This is a genomic window from Flavobacterium sp. (genome assembly GCF_049590715.1).
GTDB lineage: Bacteria > Bacteroidota > Bacteroidia > Flavobacteriales > Flavobacteriaceae > Flavobacterium.
In genome coordinates, this window is record NZ_JBAWDL010000012.1 from 17,775 (window position 1) to 37,306 (window position 19,532).

At 31.4% G+C, this 19,532-nt stretch carries 16 protein-coding genes and 1 tRNA gene; 8 read left to right on the forward strand and 9 right to left on the reverse strand.

Annotated features, from left to right (window positions below):
- Nucleotides 1-367: 367 nt before the first annotated feature.
- A complete protein-coding gene (locus WBQ70_RS00650) occupies nt 368-1,771 on the reverse strand; it encodes a hypothetical protein (protein ID WP_423909139.1) in 1,404 nt (467 codons plus the stop codon).
- Nucleotides 1,772-2,090: 319 nt separating this feature from the next.
- On the opposite strand from WBQ70_RS00650, the gene WBQ70_RS00655 reads away from it, so the two are divergent.
- Both WBQ70_RS00655 and WBQ70_RS00660 read left to right on the forward strand, forming a co-directional pair.
- On the forward strand, nt 2,091-2,996 hold the full coding sequence (locus WBQ70_RS00655) for a pseudouridine synthase (RefSeq protein ID WP_423909142.1): 906 nt from the start codon (nt 2,091-2,093) through the stop codon (nt 2,994-2,996).
- 456 nt (nt 2,997-3,452) lie between these two features.
- On the forward strand, nt 3,453-5,357 hold the full coding sequence (locus WBQ70_RS00660) for a T9SS type A sorting domain-containing protein (RefSeq protein ID WP_423909144.1): 1,905 nt from the start codon (nt 3,453-3,455) through the stop codon (nt 5,355-5,357).
- A gap of 505 nt (nt 5,358-5,862) precedes the next feature.
- On the opposite strand, the gene WBQ70_RS00665 is transcribed toward WBQ70_RS00660, so the two are convergent.
- Together WBQ70_RS00665 and WBQ70_RS00670 are read right to left on the reverse strand one after the other, a co-directional pair.
- Complete coding sequence (locus WBQ70_RS00665; RefSeq protein WP_423909147.1) at nt 5,863-7,986, reverse strand: Tex family protein; 2,124 nt, start codon at nt 7,984-7,986, stop codon at nt 5,863-5,865.
- Nucleotides 7,987-8,039: 53 nt separating this feature from the next.
- The gene (locus WBQ70_RS00670) at nt 8,040-9,344 is read right to left on the reverse strand and encodes a Fic family protein (RefSeq protein WP_423909149.1); all 1,305 of its coding nucleotides are present in this window, start codon (nt 9,342-9,344) and stop codon (nt 8,040-8,042) included.
- Between the two features lie 174 nt (nt 9,345-9,518).
- Between WBQ70_RS00670 and WBQ70_RS00675 the strand changes: the two genes are divergently transcribed.
- Nucleotides 9,519-9,782 carry a DUF1294 domain-containing protein gene (locus WBQ70_RS00675; RefSeq protein WP_423909151.1) on the forward strand — a complete coding sequence of 88 codons (264 nt, stop codon included), beginning with the start codon at nt 9,519-9,521 and terminating at the stop codon, nt 9,780-9,782.
- Between the two features lie 63 nt (nt 9,783-9,845).
- On the opposite strand, the gene WBQ70_RS00680 is transcribed toward WBQ70_RS00675, so the two are convergent.
- Complete coding sequence (locus WBQ70_RS00680; RefSeq protein ID WP_423909154.1) at nt 9,846-11,462, reverse strand: T9SS type A sorting domain-containing protein; 1,617 nt, start codon at nt 11,460-11,462, stop codon at nt 9,846-9,848.
- 229 nt (nt 11,463-11,691) lie between these two features.
- Between WBQ70_RS00680 and WBQ70_RS00685 the strand changes: the two genes are divergently transcribed.
- A complete protein-coding gene (locus WBQ70_RS00685; RefSeq protein ID WP_423909157.1) occupies nt 11,692-11,793 on the forward strand; it encodes a DUF1294 domain-containing protein in 102 nt (33 codons plus the stop codon).
- 326 nt (nt 11,794-12,119) lie between these two features.
- On the opposite strand, the gene rpiB is transcribed toward WBQ70_RS00685, so the two are convergent.
- Together rpiB and WBQ70_RS00695 are read right to left on the reverse strand one after the other, a co-directional pair.
- On the reverse strand, nt 12,120-12,551 hold the full coding sequence (gene rpiB, locus WBQ70_RS00690; protein WP_423909160.1) for a ribose 5-phosphate isomerase B: 432 nt from the start codon (nt 12,549-12,551) through the stop codon (nt 12,120-12,122).
- Nucleotides 12,552-13,243: 692 nt separating this feature from the next.
- On the reverse strand, nt 13,244-13,483 hold the full coding sequence (locus WBQ70_RS00695) for a DUF2007 domain-containing protein (protein ID WP_423909162.1): 240 nt from the start codon (nt 13,481-13,483) through the stop codon (nt 13,244-13,246).
- 317 nt (nt 13,484-13,800) lie between these two features.
- On the opposite strand from WBQ70_RS00695, the gene rnr reads away from it, so the two are divergent.
- Genes rnr through WBQ70_RS00710 form a run of 3 tightly spaced genes read left to right on the forward strand, consistent with a single transcriptional unit; the run spans nt 13,801 to nt 17,390 of the window.
- Nucleotides 13,801-15,981: a ribonuclease R gene (rnr, locus tag WBQ70_RS00700; RefSeq protein WP_423909165.1), complete on the forward strand. Its 2,181-nt coding sequence runs from the start codon at nt 13,801-13,803 to the stop codon at nt 15,979-15,981.
- A 17-nt stretch (nt 15,982-15,998) separates the two neighbouring features.
- Nucleotides 15,999-16,667, forward strand: a complete 669-nt coding sequence (locus WBQ70_RS00705) for a head GIN domain-containing protein (RefSeq protein ID WP_423909167.1) — start codon at nt 15,999-16,001, stop codon at nt 16,665-16,667.
- A gap of 39 nt (nt 16,668-16,706) precedes the next feature.
- Nucleotides 16,707-17,390, forward strand: a complete 684-nt coding sequence (locus tag WBQ70_RS00710; RefSeq protein ID WP_423909170.1) for a LysE family translocator — start codon at nt 16,707-16,709, stop codon at nt 17,388-17,390.
- 386 nt (nt 17,391-17,776) lie between these two features.
- Here the strand turns inward: WBQ70_RS00710 and WBQ70_RS00715 are convergent.
- The 3 genes from WBQ70_RS00715 to WBQ70_RS00725 form a co-directional block, all read right to left on the reverse strand.
- Nucleotides 17,777-17,847: transfer RNA gene (locus WBQ70_RS00715), tRNA-Cys, on the reverse strand.
- Nucleotides 17,848-17,963: 116 nt separating this feature from the next.
- On the reverse strand, nt 17,964-18,323 hold the full coding sequence (folB, locus tag WBQ70_RS00720) for a dihydroneopterin aldolase (RefSeq protein WP_423909173.1): 360 nt from the start codon (nt 18,321-18,323) through the stop codon (nt 17,964-17,966).
- Nucleotides 18,324-18,392: 69 nt separating this feature from the next.
- Complete coding sequence (locus tag WBQ70_RS00725) at nt 18,393-18,611, reverse strand: hypothetical protein (protein WP_423909176.1); 219 nt, start codon at nt 18,609-18,611, stop codon at nt 18,393-18,395.
- A 120-nt stretch (nt 18,612-18,731) separates the two neighbouring features.
- Between WBQ70_RS00725 and WBQ70_RS00730 the strand changes: the two genes are divergently transcribed.
- Nucleotides 18,732-19,532 (forward strand): glutamate--tRNA ligase family protein (locus WBQ70_RS00730; protein ID WP_423909179.1); only part of this gene is annotated, 801 nt, incomplete at its 3' end.

Sequence of the window (19,532 nt, forward strand, 5' to 3'; positions counted from 1 at the left end):
AATTAGTATTTTTATATGCACTAATAGAAATCTGAAATCTATTAAATTAATCATCTTGAGGACTAAGTGATGCGCCTATTCCAACCTTTATCGTATCACACAATGTTATTAAGTTAAGGGTAAATTCATCCTGAACTGTTATTCCGAAGAATGAGGAATCGCATTAGTTCTCTCTTCATGAGATTTCTCCTTCGTCTAAATGACTCAAAAGACGCTTAACTTAATGAGATTAATGATTTTATATTTATGTTTGGTATAAAAGAGCGACTAGAGGAAGCTCCTTTTATGACCTAGAAAAAAAGCTTTTGTTGCCAAAAGCTTGTAATGGAAGGCAGGAATAGCTCTTGATAAAAAGAATTAAAGTAGCTTAATTTAAAGGAATTTTTATTCCAGAGATGTAATAATCAGGATTATCAGTACCAAAAGCCATAAAAACATATAGGGTGTTGTTCCTGATAATGGGAGATACAAAGCCCCCTAAATGATCCCAAGCCCAATTGTACATAGGGTATTTGTAGTATAGTTGTACGGGGTTGATGATGAGCGGGCTTCTTTTATCGTGAGTCCATGAATTAGTGTTTTCATCTAATTTCATTAATCCGTATTCACGATTGTTTGAGGTTAAATAATTAGATGGTGTTTCTTCGGCACCAATAAGAAGGAACAGCTGGGAATTAAAATTGATATAGGAGGCATCATCCGCTTTTCCTCTTAAATATCCAGTACTGTTTGTTCCTTTATGGATCATTTTGGTGGAGATGATACTTTTGTTAGCATCCAATGCCTCAAATAAATTCGTAGCAATTAGTTCATGAATTTCTCGGTCTATAAAATCAGGATTTCGTTTGTGAAATAAGATTCGGTACTTATTGTTGAATTTTGTAATGTTTAAAGGGAAACTATTTTGATCTAACCCGTTCCATTCAGGGATCATAATCTCTTTTGGTTGTTGCAAAATTTTTAGGTCTTCGTCAATGATCATATAGGCACAGGTGTAATTGTTGTTAGGCTGTTGTACGCCCAAGAGTACAAGTAATGTACCATCATCTAATTTTAAAGGATTTCCTGTGGAAAATACGTTGCCATTTGGTTTAGCAAAGGGAATCATATCAGTACTTAAAATTTTGGTGTTGTGAAAGACCCAGTTTTCAAGGTTGGTACTTGTGGCGTAATAAATGCTTCTTTTATCGTGAGCTCCAAATACAATTGGGGTTAACAGTGTATAGGTTCCATCTTTTTTTGCAATGATACCGCCTGGTTGAATGTAGTTAAAAATACCTTCGGATACGCTAGTTGGATAGGGATTGAATAACCGACTGTCATTTATTATTTGATAATTAACAAAGGGATTGAAGAATTCTAAAGTAGCTCCAGTATTTGTATTTAATTTTCCTGTAAATGTTTTGCCTAATGTTATCCAGCCAGTAGTAACATCAACGCTGTTTATTTCGACTACTGTTGATGCTTCGCTGTTTTGGGTGATGAACCAACTTTGTTTATTCTTAGGTTCAATTAGCAAATTTTTTAAAAACGAATAATTAGTTCTAATTCGATTGTTTGGTTCGTCAAATTGAATGATTTTTATAGGGTCTTTTCTTTCGATGTTATTGAATCGGTCCGAAATCAAAGCATTATGAAAAAAGCTATTTAAATCATTGCTAGGAATCTTTTCCTCTTCTTGTTGTTCGATTTTCGTTTCTATTATTGGTGCATCTTCCGAATTACACGACAAAATCAATAAAAAAATAAAAAATAAAAGTGGTTTTTTCATGATTTGATTTGCGAAAAAAGTTAAAATGATTTTTTGAGTGATCAGAATTTATGATAAAATTTCATCAAATATATCTTTTTATAATTAAAATTCAAGAAGCACTATTTATTTTAGTTCGTGATAATCAACCTTATGAAAAAGAATGCTTTTTAGTCAAAAACTGGTAATGAATGACTGAATAGGATTCAATCAAAATGAATTTAGAAGAAGTGATTCTATAACTACTTCATTATTAATCTTTAATAGTTGTGACTTAATGACTTGGAAGTAGCCATTTGCAAAAATATAAATAGTATCTTTGCAAAAATTACAGAATATTATGAATGACAAGCAAGGCAGTAATAGAGGAGGAGGTTCTAGACCAGGTGGTTCAAGAACGAATTCTAATAAGCCCAAACCCGCTATGCAAAAAAGGGCGCAAGGACCTAAAAAAGCTAAAGTAAACACCAAAGTGGCTGAAGAGGAAGCGGCTAAGGCAAAAAAACCAAATCAAGCACCTAAGAGACAAAAAGCTAAAGACGAAATCCGTTTGAATAAATACATTGCCAATTCAGGGGCGTGTTCACGTCGTGATGCGGATATTTACATCCAATCTGGGAATGTGAAAGTAAATGGTATTCCTGTAACCGAAATGGGGTACTTAGTAAAACCAGGTGATGAAGTAAATTTTGACGGAGTAAAATTGACTCCTGAGAAAAAAGTATATATCTTATTGAATAAGCCTAAAAACTTTACAACGGCTCTTGATGAAGGTCAGGAATTCCGTAATGTATTAGAATTGGTAAAAGGTTCCACGACGGCAAAAATTGGTGCAGTAGGACGTATGGATAAGAATACAACGGGTTTGTTGTTGTTTACAAATGATACGGACATGATTCGTAAATTTACGTTACCAACAAACAAATCATCAAAAATCTACCAAGTATCATTAGATAAAAACTTGAAATTTGAAGATTTAGAAAAAATATCCAAAGGTTTAGTTCTTGAAGGACACCGAGTTTTTGTGGAAGAAGTGACTTATATTGAAGGAGAAGCGAAAAGTGAAATTGGATTAAAATTACGTTCTTCTAATGTAAAGGTAGTTCGTTCTATTTTTGAGCATTTTAAATATGATGTATTGCGTATTGATCGTGTTTCGTTTGCAGGTTTGACTAAGAAAAACTTACCAAGAGGAAACTGGAGATTGCTTACAGATCAAGAAATCATCAATTTGAAGAATTCATAGTTTATATCATTTAAACTTAGAATTTTATTCAAAAAAATGTTCTTTTTCTATTCAAAATAAAATTATACCGTAGCAAAATGCTATGCTAGAATTTTTTCACAGTAAATTCTAAGCGTATATGTATTAGTTTTTAAAACTGATTTTAAGATAATCCCTCTCGTTTGCACGAGTGGGATTTTTTTTGTGTAAAATCTAGTTGTTTTTTTATTAACGTCTGATTTTAGTGCTGATTTTAGGTTTTTTAGGGTAGTAAAAAAAGACATTTGTTCTATTTAAAAACTCATATGTTAATTTTTTATAACAAATAATAACTGAATTTTGGTTTAAGTAATAAAATGGTTTACAGGTGATTAATCGGGGAAGTTTGGTGTTTTTGTTTTAAAAAAAACAAAGTCTTTACTGTTAGTTATTGTAGGGCATTTTTAAATCAATTAGCAATTTTAATAAAAATCAATTATGAAAAAAAATTACATTTTTGGAAAAAAGAGAACAGGTGTGGCTGTACTTTTTGTTTTGTTTTGCGGGATGTTTGTAAATACAATTATGGCGCAAACTAGTTACACATGGGTTGGTGGTGGAGTTGGAGACTGGAATACAGCTACCAATTGGTCACCAAATGGTGTGCCAGGTGGTAATGCAGGAGATTCTTTTACAATAAATAATGGTACATGTACCATTACTGCTTCTCCTGGAACTGTATTAAGGGGAACTTTAGGAGCAGTTGCTGCTGGAGGAGGACAAGGTAGGTTAATCATTGATTCTGGTCAAACATTGACAGTTAATAATACTGTTACTGGGACCGCAAGTGGAATTACTTTTACTGGGGGAACAATTACTAACAATGGAATATTATCAATTTCAAATACTTCACCTAATACTGGTGTGTGTTTAAGTATTGCGGCTTCTACGGATCAAGCTTTAGCTACTCATGGTGTTTATGGATCAGGTGTTATAACTATAAACTCAGTTAATAATGGTATAAATATAGCTGGTATAAATGCAAACACTCCTCAAATTTCTTTTGGAACTGGTTCTACAATTGCAGCTGCAATGACAAAAAGTATTTTAAATGCCACTACTGGTGGGAAAGTTTTACTTACAGGTGCGGGATTTTCAGCACCGTCAGTTGATGTTTCTTTATTTATTATTGCTACTGCTGGAGAAGTTATAGTAGATGCTGGAACTACAATTAACGCTGTTGGAAATGGAACTACAACTAATCATCACGCTGTATTTTTATCTGGAGCAAATACCGCTTATTTCACAAATAACGGAACTGTCAATCTTACAGGTGATTTTTTTAGTGGTATAAAAAGTTCAGGAACAGCAGGTGCTTCAGGTAGTTTTGTGAATACGGGTACATTTAATGTCAACCTTGTAGGTAATACAATTTCTGGTCTGCAATTTAACACGAATGGTCCATATACTATTAATAATTCAGGAACATTAAATGTGGCTGTGACTGTGGCAAATCCTATGACTTTAGCTACTGTAACTGATTTTACAAATACTGGTACAATTAACTTGTCTACTACTGCAGCTGTTACTTCTACAATTGCAGCAGGTAATGCTTCAAACAAGTTTGTTTTGTCAAATAACGGTACAATTACTTCAAATGTTGGTTTCACCTTTTCGGGAGCTTTGGGTAATACTTTTACCAATAATGCTTCTGGAGTTATCAAATTTACGGGTAATGGTACTGGAGCTTGGAGTAAAATCAGTACCGGAAATGTTACTGTTACTAATAACGGTTCTATCATAAACACACCTAAAGATGAATTAGTTCAAGTATTAGATTCTAATGATGCAAATGTTGTAATTGGTTCTGGTGCTGTGCCAGTAAAATTGAGAATGAATGTAAATGGAAATACAACGCCGGGAATAAACTTTGATCAATTAACTGCGTCTACAGTAGATGCAGGATTTGATGTGACTAATGCTACTCTAGACGTAACGGGTATATATACTCCAACGCTTAATACTACCGTAGATATTCTATTAGCTAATGGTACTGGTGTAATTACAGGACCTTTTAGTTCAGTTGTTGGATTGTCAGCAGGTTGGTCAGTTGATTACGGTATTACTGGAAAAGTAATGTTAAAATATGATAGTACTTTAGGGATAAAAAATCACAATGCTTTTGAATTTGCGGTATATCCAAATCCAGTTCAAGAAGTGTTGAATATTCAAACACAAGAGACTTTATTGTCAGTACAAATTATTGATGCTTCTGGAAGAGTGGTATTAACTCAAAATAAGCCATCAGAATCAATTAATGTATCTTCTTTGAATAAAGGGATTTATGTATTGCGTTTGGCTTCTGAAAAAGGAATTTCGAGTTCTAAAATTGTAAAAAAATAATACATTTTTAAGTTTCTCATATTTAAAATACCTTTGCAAGTACTAAAATACCCCCAAAAAGTTTAACACTGTTTGGGGGTATTTTTACTATAAATATCTATTATATACTACACTTTAGAAATAAACTAAATCACTATGCATTGAAAACCCATAGATTTGGTTGTCAGACTAAAAGACTGCAAGTGAAAAATTTATAATTTGCCACAGATTAAAACGATTAACACAGCTAAATATTTTTAATCTGTGACTAAATTTTTTAGAGGCAAAATGCATTAAAGTGCTTATTTTTGACTATTCCTGGGACCAATAAAAATCTTTAAATTTCTGAATTCGATAATTTAAATCCTCATTTTAAGAGTCAAAATAAGTATAGTTAATGAATACAACCCACTGAAACAAAACATTTTAGTTATCATTAGACAAAACAAGTACTGGATTTAAAAAAAAACATAAATTCCTAAACATACAAAGTCTCCAATTCTTATTATAAAAATATAATGCTTTTTTACAACACCATCGTCAACTGAATTCGCTTTCTATCCTCATCCACTTCCGTAACTTTTACAGTTACATGCTGGTGAAGCTTCACAACTTCGTTTACATCGCTTACAAAGCCTGCTTTGAGTTGAGAGATGTGTACCAGACCACTTTCTTTGATACCCAAATCTACAAAACAACCAAAGTTGGTAATGTTGTTGACAATTCCGTTCAAAATCATGCCGGTTTTTACATCTTTAATCGATTTTACATTCGGGTCAAATTCAAAAACTTTGGCTGCTTTTCTTGGATCTAATCCTGGTTTTTCTAATTCTTTGATAATATCTTTTAAAGTTAACAGACCAATTTCCGGAGTAATGTAATTCTCTACTTTGATTAAAACTGTTTTTTCTTTGTCGCCAATCAAATCGCTTACTTTCAATTTTAAATCTTTGGCCATTTTTTCAACAATCGAATACGCCTCAGGATGCACTGCCGAATTGTCCAATGGATTTTTTCCTTCTTTGATTCGGATAAAAGCAGCTCCTTGCTGAAATGCTTTTTCGCCCAAACGTGGTACTTTTTTTAATTGTTTTCTATCTTCAAAAGGCCCATTTTCAGAGCGATACGTCACAATATTTTCGGCCAGCTTCTCTCCTATTCCACTCACATAACTCAACAAATGTTTACTTGCCGTATTGATATTTATCCCAACGGAATTCACACAACGAATTACGGTTGAATCCAGTTCTTCTTTCAGTTTAGTTTGATCCACATCGTGCTGGTACTGCCCTACTCCTATCGCTTTTGGGTCTATTTTTACCAGTTCGGCCAAAGGATCGCTCAATCGTCTCCCAATAGAAACCGAACCACGAACCGTTACATCATAATTTGGAAATTCTTCTCGCGCAATTTTTGAAGCTGAATAAACCGAAGCTCCCGCCTCCGAAACGATAAAAACCTGTACGGGTCTGTCAAAAGCAATTTTCTTGATAAAGAATTCCGTTTCGCGTGAAGCCGTTCCGTTTCCTATCGAAATGGCATCTATATTATAAGCATTGACCATCGATTTGATCTTTTTCATCGCCATTGTGGTTTCATTTTGTGGCGCGTGTGGATAAATCGTTTCATTGTACAATAAATCGCCTTTTTCATCCAAACAAACGATTTTACAACCGCTTCTAAAACCTGGGTCAATGGCTAAGATTCGTTTTTCGCCTAATGGTGGTGCCAACAATAATTGTCCTAAATTAGTCGCAAAAACCTGAATCGAATTGGCATCAGCCTTAGCCTTCGCTTCTTGTAAGGTTTCATTGGAAATAGCAGGATTTAATAAACGTTTGTAACTGTCTTCAATGGCTAATTGTACGTGTGGCGTTGCTGGACTTTGTCCTTTCAAAACCAATTCATCAATTAAATCATAAGCTGCATCAATATCTACTTCTACTTTAAACTTGATGAAACCTTCGTTCTCGGCGCGCAACATGGCTAATAATCGGTGTGATGGCGCTTTCGTAATCGGTTCAGACCAATAAAAATATTGATTGAATTTTTGTGCTCCTTCGTCGTCTTTTTTAGATTTTACTACTTTGGTCGTAATGGTTGCTTTGCGTTCGTACAAACGACGCAATTGCTTACGCACATAAATGTTTTCGTTAATCCATTCGGCGATAATATCTCGAGCACCTTGCAGCGCAGCATCTTCATTGATCACATTATCATTCAAATATTTCGAAGCTAAGAAATCAACATCGTCTTTTCCTTGTGCCATGATAATTTTCGCCAAAGGTTCTAATCCGTTCTCACGAGCGACATCAGCCTTGGTTTTCTTTTTCTTTTTGTATGGTAAATAAAAATCCTCAATTTCTTGTAAATCAAAGCTTTGTTGGATTTTTTTCTCTAATTCTGGCGTTAAAGCTTTTTGTTCTTCAATTGATTTAAGAATCGCTTCTTTCCTTTTTACAATCGCTTCATATTCTTTTTGAAGTTTAGCAATATTTTCAATTTGGACTTCATCCAGATTTCCTGTAGTATCTTTTCGATACCGAGAAATAAACGGAAAGGTGCAATCTTCTTGTAAAAGTTCTACTGTTTTTTGAATGTTTATGGCTGCTGTTTGTACCGTCTTGGCGATGAATTGTATGTTGGTCATTGTTGATAAGTTGTTCATAAATACTTGCCAATTCTTTTAAAATTAGCAAGAATTTATAAGTTTGTTTTTTGAATTAGAGTTGTAAAACCATGAGATCGGATATAATTTTGTTTTACTTTATTTACAGAAATCATTTCCATAAACCCCATATTTACCAAGTTATTAAGATCAGTTCTGGCTGTATAATTAGCAACTGAAAATCTGATTTGAACTTCTTTTACAGAAAAAACACATTCTGGTTCATCAAAAAGAGTTTTTAAAATTTGTGCTTGTCTTTCATTTATTCCTGCTATTTTTAAAAAACTTGCAATTTGTAAATTTTCTTTTTGCTTTTCTTGAATGTAATTTTTTAAAGACTCAAATGCTTTATGCATTACTTCTATGTGATATGTTATAAAATAAGACAAATCATTTGAATCATTTTCTGTATATAAGTAAGCTTTTTCATATTGATTTTTAGAACCTTGTATAATTTTAGATATTGATAAATATTCTGTAAGCCAATATCCTTTTTTTAGCAAATACCAATAAAATAATGCCCTTGCTGTTCTACCGTTTCCATCTGTAAAAGGATGAATCCATCCAATCATAAAATGGATAATAATACCTTTTATAATTGGGTGAATAAAATCTTCTTTATCTGAGTTAAAGAATAAACATAATTCATTTATCAAATTACTAACTCTTTTGGAATCAGGAGGCGTGTGGACTACTTCACTTGTTGAATAATTTACTACATGAATATCATTTGAAATTCTAAATGCTCCTTCTTCTTTTTTATTTGATAAAGTATTTGAACACATCAATTGATGGATCTGTAATAAGTTTTCTGGGGTTAATTCCTCATTTTTATTTTTCAAAATATGCTTAATAGTAAGATAATTATTAACAACCATTTGTTCTGATTTATTGATTGGTTTAGTATCTTTTCTAAGCATATCTTTTGCTTTCTTTCTTGTAGTATTTGCACCTTCCATTATACTACTGGAAATGGCTTCTTCCATTATTGAACTTACTAAATATCTTGCTTTATCAGATTCTGGAATAATGTTTTGAGAACCTATATAACCACCAATATTCATATCAAATTTATGCAATGATTTTTGAATATAATCTGTATTAAAATAATTAAATATCGTATCTGAAAATTTTATTTGTTTATAATTAATACTTCTAACAAGTTTAACTGTACTCCATACTTCACTTGAAGTTAAATGATCTATTTTTTTATACTTTATTTTATCCCAATATAAATAGCTATTATTTAAATCCTTTATTTTACCCATAACTTTAGGGTTGTTTAGATTTAATACTACTTTATTTTCAAAATTTGGACTTGGTGCTTCTTCAATCATCATTATTAAATTAGTATAACAAATATATAAAATAGTTTTTATTTCTTGCCAATTTTAAAAGAATTAGCAAGAATTAACTAATTTTACATTTGTTATCTTTAAAAGATTAAATGGTATAAATAATTTTTATATTAAAAATTTATTAATGAATTATCTTTGAAACTTAATTAGCGCTAAATGATTATTTTATTCTATTATTTTTTACTGTTAAATGTTCTTGCTTTTATACTAACCGCTTATGATAAACGGCAAGCTATAAAACAAAAAAGAAGAATATCCGAGAAAGTGCTTTTAAGTTTTGTTTTGTTTGGTGGAACAATTGGTTCTGGATTAGGAATGTTAACTTTTAGGCATAAAACATCAAAACCTTTTTATTTGTGGAAGTTTTGGACAATTGTAGTAGTGCAAATTTTAATTACTTTTGTCTTGTTTTTTGTTTAATTCCTTATAAAAAGAGGGATTAACTTTCTAATTAATCCCTTTCTAAATTATATATTAACTTAATTAATGTTTTACAAGTTTTAGCATACTATTTCCTTTATAATTTTCAATTTTAATAAAATACAATCCTTGTGAGAATTCAGAAATATTAATAATACCCTTATATCCACTGAATGATTTTTGCCTACCAACAAGAGTTCCTGTGGTATTAAAAACAGTATAATATGTAACTGTTTCATCTTCAATTCCGTTCAATTGAATAGTTACGTAATCATCTTTTACTGGATTAGGAAACAATTCAATTGAATAATTTTTATCACTATCCGAATCATATAAAGATTCTTCTTTTGTATTTAACGAAATTCCAGGACGATTAGTAGAAGAGCAATTTTCAACTCTATCATTCCATCTTCTTATAATAGGAGTGTTGGCTGGAAAGTTTGTAGCATTTTGTTGTAAGTTTTCGACTGTTGGGATTTTGATACTATAATACCTAGGATCTTGTCCAGTTGTACTACTTGCCGCATACCATAATGGAGCTAATGAAGGACCTTGAAACCATCTATCTTGCCCCGGCAAACTTGTAGTTCTTAAAATATTTGGATTCGTTCTTAAATGACAAGGTACAAATGGTATATCTCCATCTTTAACTTGAGCATTAGTTCCATAACTACTGGCAATATCTGTAATTCTCGAATCTGGATCAAAATTACCAATACTTGGCGCATTAAGTTCTACAAAAGCCCGGTTAATTCGGACAACAGACATACAACTAACAGCTCTTACTTTTTGAATATCAAACCAACCATTTTTAGCTCCCCAAGGTTGTATCATTACCGCTGAATTTCCATTTTCACAATAAATATTATAAGCAGAAATTTCCGAAACCTTTGCAACAGTTTGCGGAGCTTGATTTCCACTTGTTTCTCTACCATCAGTTTCAATACGTAAAGTGGCTCCTCCACCCTTTGAAACAATATTTTTAAACAATATTTTTTCTCCAACTCTCACCTGTACGGCTCCATAACCACCATGTGCATTGATTACGGTTATATTTTTTACTAATCCTTTTTTGGCTCCTGCCCAAACATTATTACGCTTACTTAATCCAAGATTTACAGTTGAATGTACTGTCCATCTATCTGTAATATAACATCCAGAAATCATGAAGTTTTCGACCTCTTTAACATTAAAAGGTAATATTCTTGAATTTAAAGGTACCGTTGACAAATCAATTTTGAATTGACCCGAAGTACATCTAATACTTACATTAGATGCTTTTACTCCAGTATATCCTATTTCAAAAATAGAACTATCTCCAGAAGATGCTAACTTTGGTTTAACAATTGCATTGGAATTAAATATTAAATGCACATTTGATAACAATTTAATATTTCCAAACAACCAAGTCCCTGATGGAATTGTTATAACCCCTCCTCCTTGATTTGATAAAGAAGTTATTAAATTATTCAAAGTTGCCGAATCATCTCCTGCCCCATTATTTACAAGTGTTTTTTTTCTTGCTACTGGAACATTTACTGAATTATCCGTAAAAAAATCAGCTTCGTTCTGGTTCACAGGCAAAGTTGATGGAGCTCCAGATTGAGCAAAAAAGGAAGTGAAATTTAGCAGAAGTAATACTGCTAAACACATTGTTTTTTTTGTAATTTCTTTTTTCATTTTATAATTTGGTTAAGTTAATAATTCATAACATTACTTTTACATGGAATACTTTGTGAATTTTATGTTATGTTTTTGTAAAATTATTCAATTATTGACTAAAGAATAAAACTATATTATCCTAGAATAACTTATAATTATCCTTAATAATTAACTTATTATCAAATTAATAGATGAAAACTACTTTTACAAACTAACTATTCATAAATAATAATTACATTGTATTTAAGTGTTCATAAATCTGATTGCATTTATACTCCTTGCCTATGACAAAAGGTTAGCTATCAAACGTAAACAACACATTCCTGAAAAAACTTTTTACTTTCGGTAGCATTGGGTGGAACTTTAGGATCAGGTATAGGAATGCTGTTTTTAAGACATTACAATCAAAAACATCTTATTTATGGATGTTTTTGGGAATTGTTGTCCTGCAAATCATAATCGTTTTTACCTTGTTTAGTAACGAACAAATTACTATTAAATAATAAACAGTCCATTCATAAATTATTTAATTAGTAATGCCACTGACTGAATTAATGTAAACTCAGTCAACGTAGTGACTCAATTTACATTAATTCAGTCAGTAGAACATAAAAAAACCGCAAAACAGTTTTAAAAAATAAATCGTTTTGCGGTTACTATTATGAAGTAGGTCTATTAGCTACACGCTATTTTATTTACTCTGTTTTGGTGTCTACCTCCTTCAAATTCAGTGTTTAAGAAAGTATCAACAATTTCTAAAGCTTGTTCGATGGATGTAAAACGAGCTGGAATACTTACAATATTTGCATCATTATGCAAACGTGTTAAAGTTGCGATTTCTTTAGTCCAACACAAACCTGCACGTACTTTTTGATGTTTATTAGCCGACATAGAGATTCCGTTTCCGCTTCCGCAAATTAAAACACCGTAATCCGCTTTTCCTTCTGCTACATCAGTTGCTACTGGATGAGCAAAATCGGGATAATCTACACTATCAGCTGTATCTGTACCGTAATTTGTCACCTCATATCCTTTTGCTTCCAGCATTTTTACGATTGCTTTTTTGTACTCTGGACCAGCGTGATCGTTACCTATTGAAATTTTCATCTTTATTATATTAAGTTGTGACTGCAAATTTAAGGAAAGATTCTTTAAATTAAGAATATTGATAATGTAGTTTATAGTATCAAAACTTAAATTAAATGGATGATAAAAATTACTCTAACATAAATCCTTTATTTCTAAGTAATTGTGAGTTATAAACAATTATTAATAACTCATAAACAACTGATAATCAATAAATAATATTCAATATAATTGTTAAAAAAATAGCTTGTTAATAACACTTTGTAATGGCTTGATTTTCAGTTAACGCTATGTTAATATAAAATGTTGATAAGTTGATAAAGAAAATTAGAAGTATTTTTTGGTTGTATCGAATAAAAATGTAATCCAAAACCCAAAGTTATAAACCTAAAAAAGTTTGCTTAATTTTTAGAAAAGTTATAAACAGAAAAAGGTAGTTTATGAATACAATTTTTAAAAATACTTATTTACATTTTGAATCTATTTTAGGTTATCAACCGTTGTTAATTATATTTTAAATTAACTTTAAAATGAATGCTTTAACTTAATATAACTATGTTGATAACTCTTTATAACATGATAAAACTTCATATAAAAGCATCTTGCTAAAATTTTATAGCCACTATTAACATGCTATAATAACAAACAATAATTTAATTAATTTAAAATTTTCTTTTTGTTGTATTTAATATATGTTGACAACTTTGAAAAAATTAAACGATTCTTAAATTGTTATCGTATTTCATTTCTTGAAGAATCAATTTAATTTTTTCAAAATCGTTAGGATGAACTTTCAATTTGATTCCGCCTAAAGCTGTGGAATACATTGGAGCAAAAGAAGACATGATTTCGTTTTCAAAAAAATACTGAAACCCTTCTTGATCCAATCGATGTTTCAATATTTCAATTTGATGAATGTAATCAAAAACCGCTATGGTGATAAATGTTTCCATGTTTTTAATCTTTGATTATAAAGATACTTGAAAAGGATTTAATATGGAAAAAGACTTATCGAGGATCAAAAGTGTATAAGTTTTGAAAAGTTATACTAATGATTTTTGAACCGAGCCACAGCGAAAGGGCGAAGCATTTAAGATTTAGTGTTAGTAAATAAATGATTGTTTCATTTTATTATATCAGAAATCAAAATAGTTAATCATAAATCTTAAATGTATTGGGCTCAAACGAACGTTATATTTTATTTAATTTGCTAAGACAAATAGTTATAAGTGTTAACAATTTTGTAATTTCGAATTTTAAGAAAAGAATTATGGGAAAAAGATTAAGAAAACCAATGAAAAAACAAGAGGATTTCTCAGATAAAATTATAAAAATACTATCAAATAGTGCTAATAAAGAATTTACATATAAGCAAATAGGAGCCAAATTAGAATTAGATGATACGCAAAGTCGCAATCAAATTATTAAAGATTTAAAACTGCTGGCTGCTTCCAAAAAAATTATAGAATCGGAACCTGGTAAGTATTTAATCAAAGCCGAAAGCAGAGAATATTACGAAGGAAAAATAGATATGACAGGTCGGAAAACGGCTTATTTTATCTGTGAAGATTTTGAAGATGATGTTTTTATTCCATCAAATAACTTGAATCATGCTTTGGATAAAGATATTGTAAAAGTCTATGTTTACAATAGAAGAAGAGGAAAACGTCCTGAAGGTGAAGTAGTTGAAATTGTAGAAAGAGCAAAAACAGATTTCGTTGGTGTAATTGATATTCAAAAAAACTTTGCTTTTGTATCCACTGCCAATCCAAAAATGTACACCGATATTTTTATAGCAAAAGATAAACTTGGAGACGCAGAACAAGGAGATGTGGTTTTGGTTCATATTGAAGATTGGCCAAAAAGAGCCGATAGTCCTTTTGGGAAAGTGATTAAAGTTCTAGGAAAACCTGGAGAACACGATACGGAGATTCACGCTATTTTGGCTGAATACGGTTTGCCATCAGAGTTTCCTATTGAAGTAGAAACATACGCTCAAAAAATTGATACTTCAATCACTGAAGCTGAAATTGCCAATCGTCGTGATATGCGAGATACGCTAACTTTTACGATTGACCCTAAGGATGCGAAGGATTTTGATGATGCTTTATCATTCAAACAATTGGAGAATGGAAATTACGAAATAGGAATTCATATTGCTGATGTTTCCTATTATCTAGAAGAAGGAACTATCCTTGATGATGAAGCCTATCAACGAGCAACTTCTGTTTATTTAGTGGATAGAGTAGTACCTATGTTGCCTGAGGTATTGTCTAATTTTGCTTGTTCGTTACGTCCACAAGAGGAAAAATATACATTCTCAGCAGTATTTGAAATAACTGAAAAATGCCAGGTGGTGAATCAATGGTTTGGTAGAACCGTTATTTTCTCTGATCAACGTTTTGCGTACGAAGAAGCACAATACATCATAGAAACGAAAGACGATACGATTCCAGAAGATATTTCGATTACGGGTAGTTCGTATCAAGTTTCGCCAGAAATTCTAGCAGCAACGCTTAAATTAGATGAATTAGCGAAGATTTTTCGTAAGAAGAGAATGCAAGATGGAGCCATTTCATTTGATAAAGTAGAAGTAAAATTCAACTTGGATCAAAACGGAGAACCAGAAGGGGTGTATTTCAAAGTATCCAAAGACGCCAATCATTTGATTGAAGAATTCATGCTTTTGGCTAATAAAAAAGTAGCGGAATACATTGGTAAACAAAAGAAAACGTTTATTTATCGTATTCATGATGAGCCTAATGAAGATAAATTAATAGCCATGCAAACCGTTATTGCTAAGTTTGGTTATAAAATTGATTTCCGTAATAAAGGAGATATATCCAAGTCATTGAACCAATTAATGGCTGATGTGAATGGTAAAAAAGAACAAAATTTAATTGATACTTTGGCGATTCGTTCGATGAGTAAAGCTAAATATTCAACCGATAATATTGGACATTACGGATTAGCATTTGATTATTACTCTCATTTTACCTCACCAATTCGTCGTTATCCTGACGTGATGGTGCATCGCTTGTTACAATTTTACCTTGACGGAGGAAAATCAGTTGATGAAGAGTTGTATGAAACCAAATGTTTACACTGTTCAACCATGGAAGGTTTAGCTACGAATGCCGAAAGAGATTCCATTAAATACATGCAAGTGAAATACATGCAGGATCATAAAGATCAAGAGTTTTTGGGTGTTATCTCTGGAGTGACAGAATGGGGAATTTATGTCGAAATTGTAGAAAATAAATGCGAGGGAATGGTTCGTACTCGTGATATAAAAGAAGATTATTATTCATTTGATGAAAAACAATATGCCTTAGTAGGTGCTACTTCGGAACGATTATTGCAATTAGGAGACGAAATCTACGTTACTGTTAAAAACGCAGATTTGGTTAAAAAACAGTTGGATTTCAACTTTATCAAAAGAAATGAATAATCATCAAAAGAAAAAAAATGAAAAAAGTATGGATTATAGCCTTAGTGATGGTATGTCAAATCACTTTTGCACAGGTTACTAAGAACTTAGGAGATTTTAATGCATTGAGTGTTTTTGACAAAGTCAATGTCAAACTGATTGCAAGTACGGAAAACAAAATTGTTATCAAAGGAAGTAGAGCATCTGAGCTTGAAACGGTGAATAAAAATGGAGAATTAAAAATTAGAATGCCTTTTCCTAAATTATTATCTGGTGATGATATTACGGTTCAGTTGTATTTTAAAAATATTGATGAAGTAAGTGCTAGCGAAGGTTCTTATATATCGAGTGATGCTATTTTTAAAGCTACGATCATGAATATTAGCGCTAGGGAAGGAGCTGAAATTCATTTGGATTTAGATGTAGAAAAAGCCAATGTAAAAGCCGTTACAGGGGGAATAATTGAATTATCAGGAAAAGCGAATAATCAAGATGTCACCATAACTGCTGGAGGAATTGTTGAAGCAGCTGATTTGCATACATCACAAACGACAATAAGCGTTTCTGCGGGAGGAAATGCTGAAATACATGCAACAACTTTAGTGGATGCTAAGGTAAGAGCTGGAGGTACTGTAAAGATCTACGGAAAACCAAAACAAATAAATAAAGCCACTGTACTGGGAGGAAAAATAGAAGAAATGAATTAAATTGCAGTTTTTTTATTCCTTTATAAATTTCAAACTTTAATGATAAACGATATTTTATCTGGTATTCCTTGGGGAGTATTTTTAAGTTTTATGATAGGTCCTGTTTTTTTTATTTTACTTGAAACCAGTATTATAAAAGGATTTAGGGCTGCTATTGTATTTGACTTAGGAGTTGTTTTTGCTGATATTTTTTTCCTATCTATAGCATATTTAGGAAGTTATAGATTGATTAAAAGTTTAGAAGATAAACCTGCACTTTTTATATTTGGAGGAATGTTAATGCTTGCTTATGGTATTATTTCTTTCATTAATTTAAAAAAAGAAAAGAAAGTCAATACAAAAGAAATTGATAACGAAATCATCCGTAAAAACTATGTAAGTTTATTTTTTAAAGGGTTCTTTTTGAATATTATCAACATTGGAGTATTAGGATTTTGGTTGGCTGTAATCATCTCTGTTGGACCAAAATTAGAAATGCAAACGTCTAGAATGCTTACTTTTTTTACAACTGTAATTATCACTTATTTACTAGTAGATTGTTTAAAAATAGTCCTAGCGAAACAATTAAAAACTAAAATGACCCCTTCCAATATTCTAAAAATTAAAAAAGGAATAAGTATCGTTTTAATGGTGTTTGGACTCGTATTAATGACACAGGGATTCTTCCCTAACGAAAAAGAAATGGTTAAAAAAGCCTTTCAAAAAATAGAACATAAGAAATAATAGAACGCTCCTAGTGAGCGTTTTTTTATGTTTATGGGTCATAAATTAGGTTTAAAACGATACATTTTAATGGATTTCCCTTAGCTTCTAAAATTTTAGTTGCAGATTAAAAGATTAATATGAGTTAATCGTTTTAATTCTATCTATCTTCTCTTTTTGAGCTGAATAAATAAAAGCAACGAATTCACGAATTACAAAATTTAATTTCGTAATTCGTGGCTTTTCTAAACCATATATTCTACTCGCTTCACACAGTTTGCAACATTATCGTTAAAGTTCTAAAAACACTTTATTGAAATCTATGGTAGATTATAAAGTTTTCAACATTATGTATTTTAAAAAAAATTAGACATAAAAAAAGAGATACATTTCTGTATCTCTTCTTGAGGCATCGTCCGGATTCGAACCGGAGTAGGAGCTTTTGCAGAGCCCAGCCTAGCCGCTCGGCCACGACGCCAATTATTTATTGGACTGCAAATGTACTATAAATTTATCGAAATGCAAATTTCATATTCTTTTTTAAGCCAAATAATACAATAGTTTTGAATTTAGATTACTTGAAAAGTTTGTAATTTATTTTCTAAATTCCTTTAACTGAATAGTAACTGATTCAACATCACCACCTATAGGAGGATTTAGTTTAGAAACTCCAAGGATTACTTTGGTAACTTGAGGAATTTCGTTAAAAACACGATTAATGATTCTTTGACCTACATGTTCTAATAATTGAGAACGAATAGCCATTTCTTCTACTACAATCTTGTTTAAATGTACATAATCGACCGTATCATTTAGGTCATCTGATAGACAAGAAGTACTAAAATCAGCTTTTATTTCTAAGTCAACGGAATAGTCAGAACCTATTTTAGATTCTTCGACTAAGCATCCGTGAAAAGAGAAAGTACGTATGTTTTTTAATTTAATAATGCCCATTTATTATTTTAGTTTAGTAGTATTTGGATCTTGGTAATTTCAAGTTCTGCTCTTTTTAAAATTACGACTTTAAAAACCATATTTGTCTTTTAAAGATTTTAAAGCTTCATCAGCATCAATATAATCTTCTGGTTTAGAATTTTTAATTCTGTCCAAAACCATTTTTTGTTGCCATTCAGAAACTTCCTCAATTTCATTTTCTTCTATTGAAACATTTGGAATGTGTTTAAAAAAATCAACAAATGAATCGTAAAAACTATCTGGAATTGTTACTGTTAACTGTTTCATAACGCTATAATTTTATACAAATGTACCAAAAATTATAGTTTAATATTCTTAAAAGTCTATTATCTTATTGTCTGTAATCTTTCATCTATTTTTTTACCTTTGCGGAAATAAAACAATATAATGGCTACCGAAGAGAAATCACTTAATTTTATAGAACAAATCATTGAAGAAAGTTTAGCAACAGGTTTTCCACAAGATAATTTACGTTTTCGTTTTCCTCCTGAACCTAATGGTTATTTACATATTGGACATGCTAAATCAATCTGTTTGAATTTTGGTTTAGGGCTAAAGTATAATGCACCAGTAAACTTACGTTTTGACGATACCAATCCCGCTAAAGAAGAACAAGAATATGTAGATGCTATCAAAGAAGATTTACAATGGTTGGGTTTCAATTGGGCCGAAGAACGTTATGCTTCTGATTATTTCCAACAATTATATGATTGGGCAGTTATTATGATTAAGAAAGGGAAAGCTTATGTGGACAGTCAATCCTCTGAAGACATGGCAGCTCAAAAAGGAACTCCAACCCAACCAGGTGTTGATGGTCCTTATAGAAACCGTTCTATTGAAGAAAATATAACATTATTTGAAGGAATGAAAAACGGTGATTTCCCAGAAGGAAGTCATGTTTTACGTGCCAAAATTGATATGGCATCGACAAATATGTTGATGCGTGATCCTTTAATTTATAGAGTTTTACACCGTGATCATCACCGTACTGGAAACGATTGGAAAATCTATCCTATGTATGATTTTGCCCATGGTGAAAGTGATTACATCGAGCAAGTATCTCATTCAATCTGTACGTTAGAGTTTGTCATGCATAGAGAGTTGTATAATTGGTTTTTAGATCAAATATATGATGAAACCAAGGTTAGACCACATCAATACGAATTTGCTCGCTTAAATTTGAATTAT

What these genes read in the sequence shown, in the direction of transcription:
- WBQ70_RS00675 (WP_423909151.1), top strand. Translation starts at nt 9,519, where the DNA reads ATGATTATTTTATTCTATTATTTTTTACTGTTAAATGTTCTTGCTTTT.
- WBQ70_RS00680 (WP_423909154.1), bottom strand. Translation starts at nt 11,462, where the DNA reads ATGAAAAAAGAAATTACAAAAAAAACAATGTGTTTAGCAGTATTACTT.
- rpiB (WP_423909160.1), bottom strand. Translation starts at nt 12,551, where the DNA reads ATGAAAATTTCAATAGGTAACGATCACGCTGGTCCAGAGTACAAAAAA.
- WBQ70_RS00660 (WP_423909144.1), top strand. Translation starts at nt 3,453, where the DNA reads ATGAAAAAAAATTACATTTTTGGAAAAAAGAGAACAGGTGTGGCTGTA.
- rnr (WP_423909165.1), top strand. Translation starts at nt 13,801, where the DNA reads ATGGGAAAAAGATTAAGAAAACCAATGAAAAAACAAGAGGATTTCTCA.
- WBQ70_RS00650 (WP_423909139.1), bottom strand. Translation starts at nt 1,771, where the DNA reads ATGAAAAAACCACTTTTATTTTTTATTTTTTTATTGATTTTGTCGTGT.
- WBQ70_RS00655 (WP_423909142.1), top strand. Translation starts at nt 2,091, where the DNA reads ATGAATGACAAGCAAGGCAGTAATAGAGGAGGAGGTTCTAGACCAGGT.
- WBQ70_RS00695 (WP_423909162.1), bottom strand. Translation starts at nt 13,483, where the DNA reads ATGGAAACATTTATCACCATAGCGGTTTTTGATTACATTCATCAAATT.
- folB (WP_423909173.1), bottom strand. Translation starts at nt 18,323, where the DNA reads ATGGGCATTATTAAATTAAAAAACATACGTACTTTCTCTTTTCACGGA.
- WBQ70_RS00705 (WP_423909167.1), top strand. Translation starts at nt 15,999, where the DNA reads ATGAAAAAAGTATGGATTATAGCCTTAGTGATGGTATGTCAAATCACT.
- WBQ70_RS00670 (WP_423909149.1), bottom strand. Translation starts at nt 9,344, where the DNA reads ATGATGATTGAAGAAGCACCAAGTCCAAATTTTGAAAATAAAGTAGTA.
- WBQ70_RS00710 (WP_423909170.1), top strand. Translation starts at nt 16,707, where the DNA reads ATGATAAACGATATTTTATCTGGTATTCCTTGGGGAGTATTTTTAAGT.
- WBQ70_RS00725 (WP_423909176.1), bottom strand. Translation starts at nt 18,611, where the DNA reads ATGAAACAGTTAACAGTAACAATTCCAGATAGTTTTTACGATTCATTT.
- WBQ70_RS00665 (WP_423909147.1), bottom strand. Translation starts at nt 7,986, where the DNA reads ATGACCAACATACAATTCATCGCCAAGACGGTACAAACAGCAGCCATA.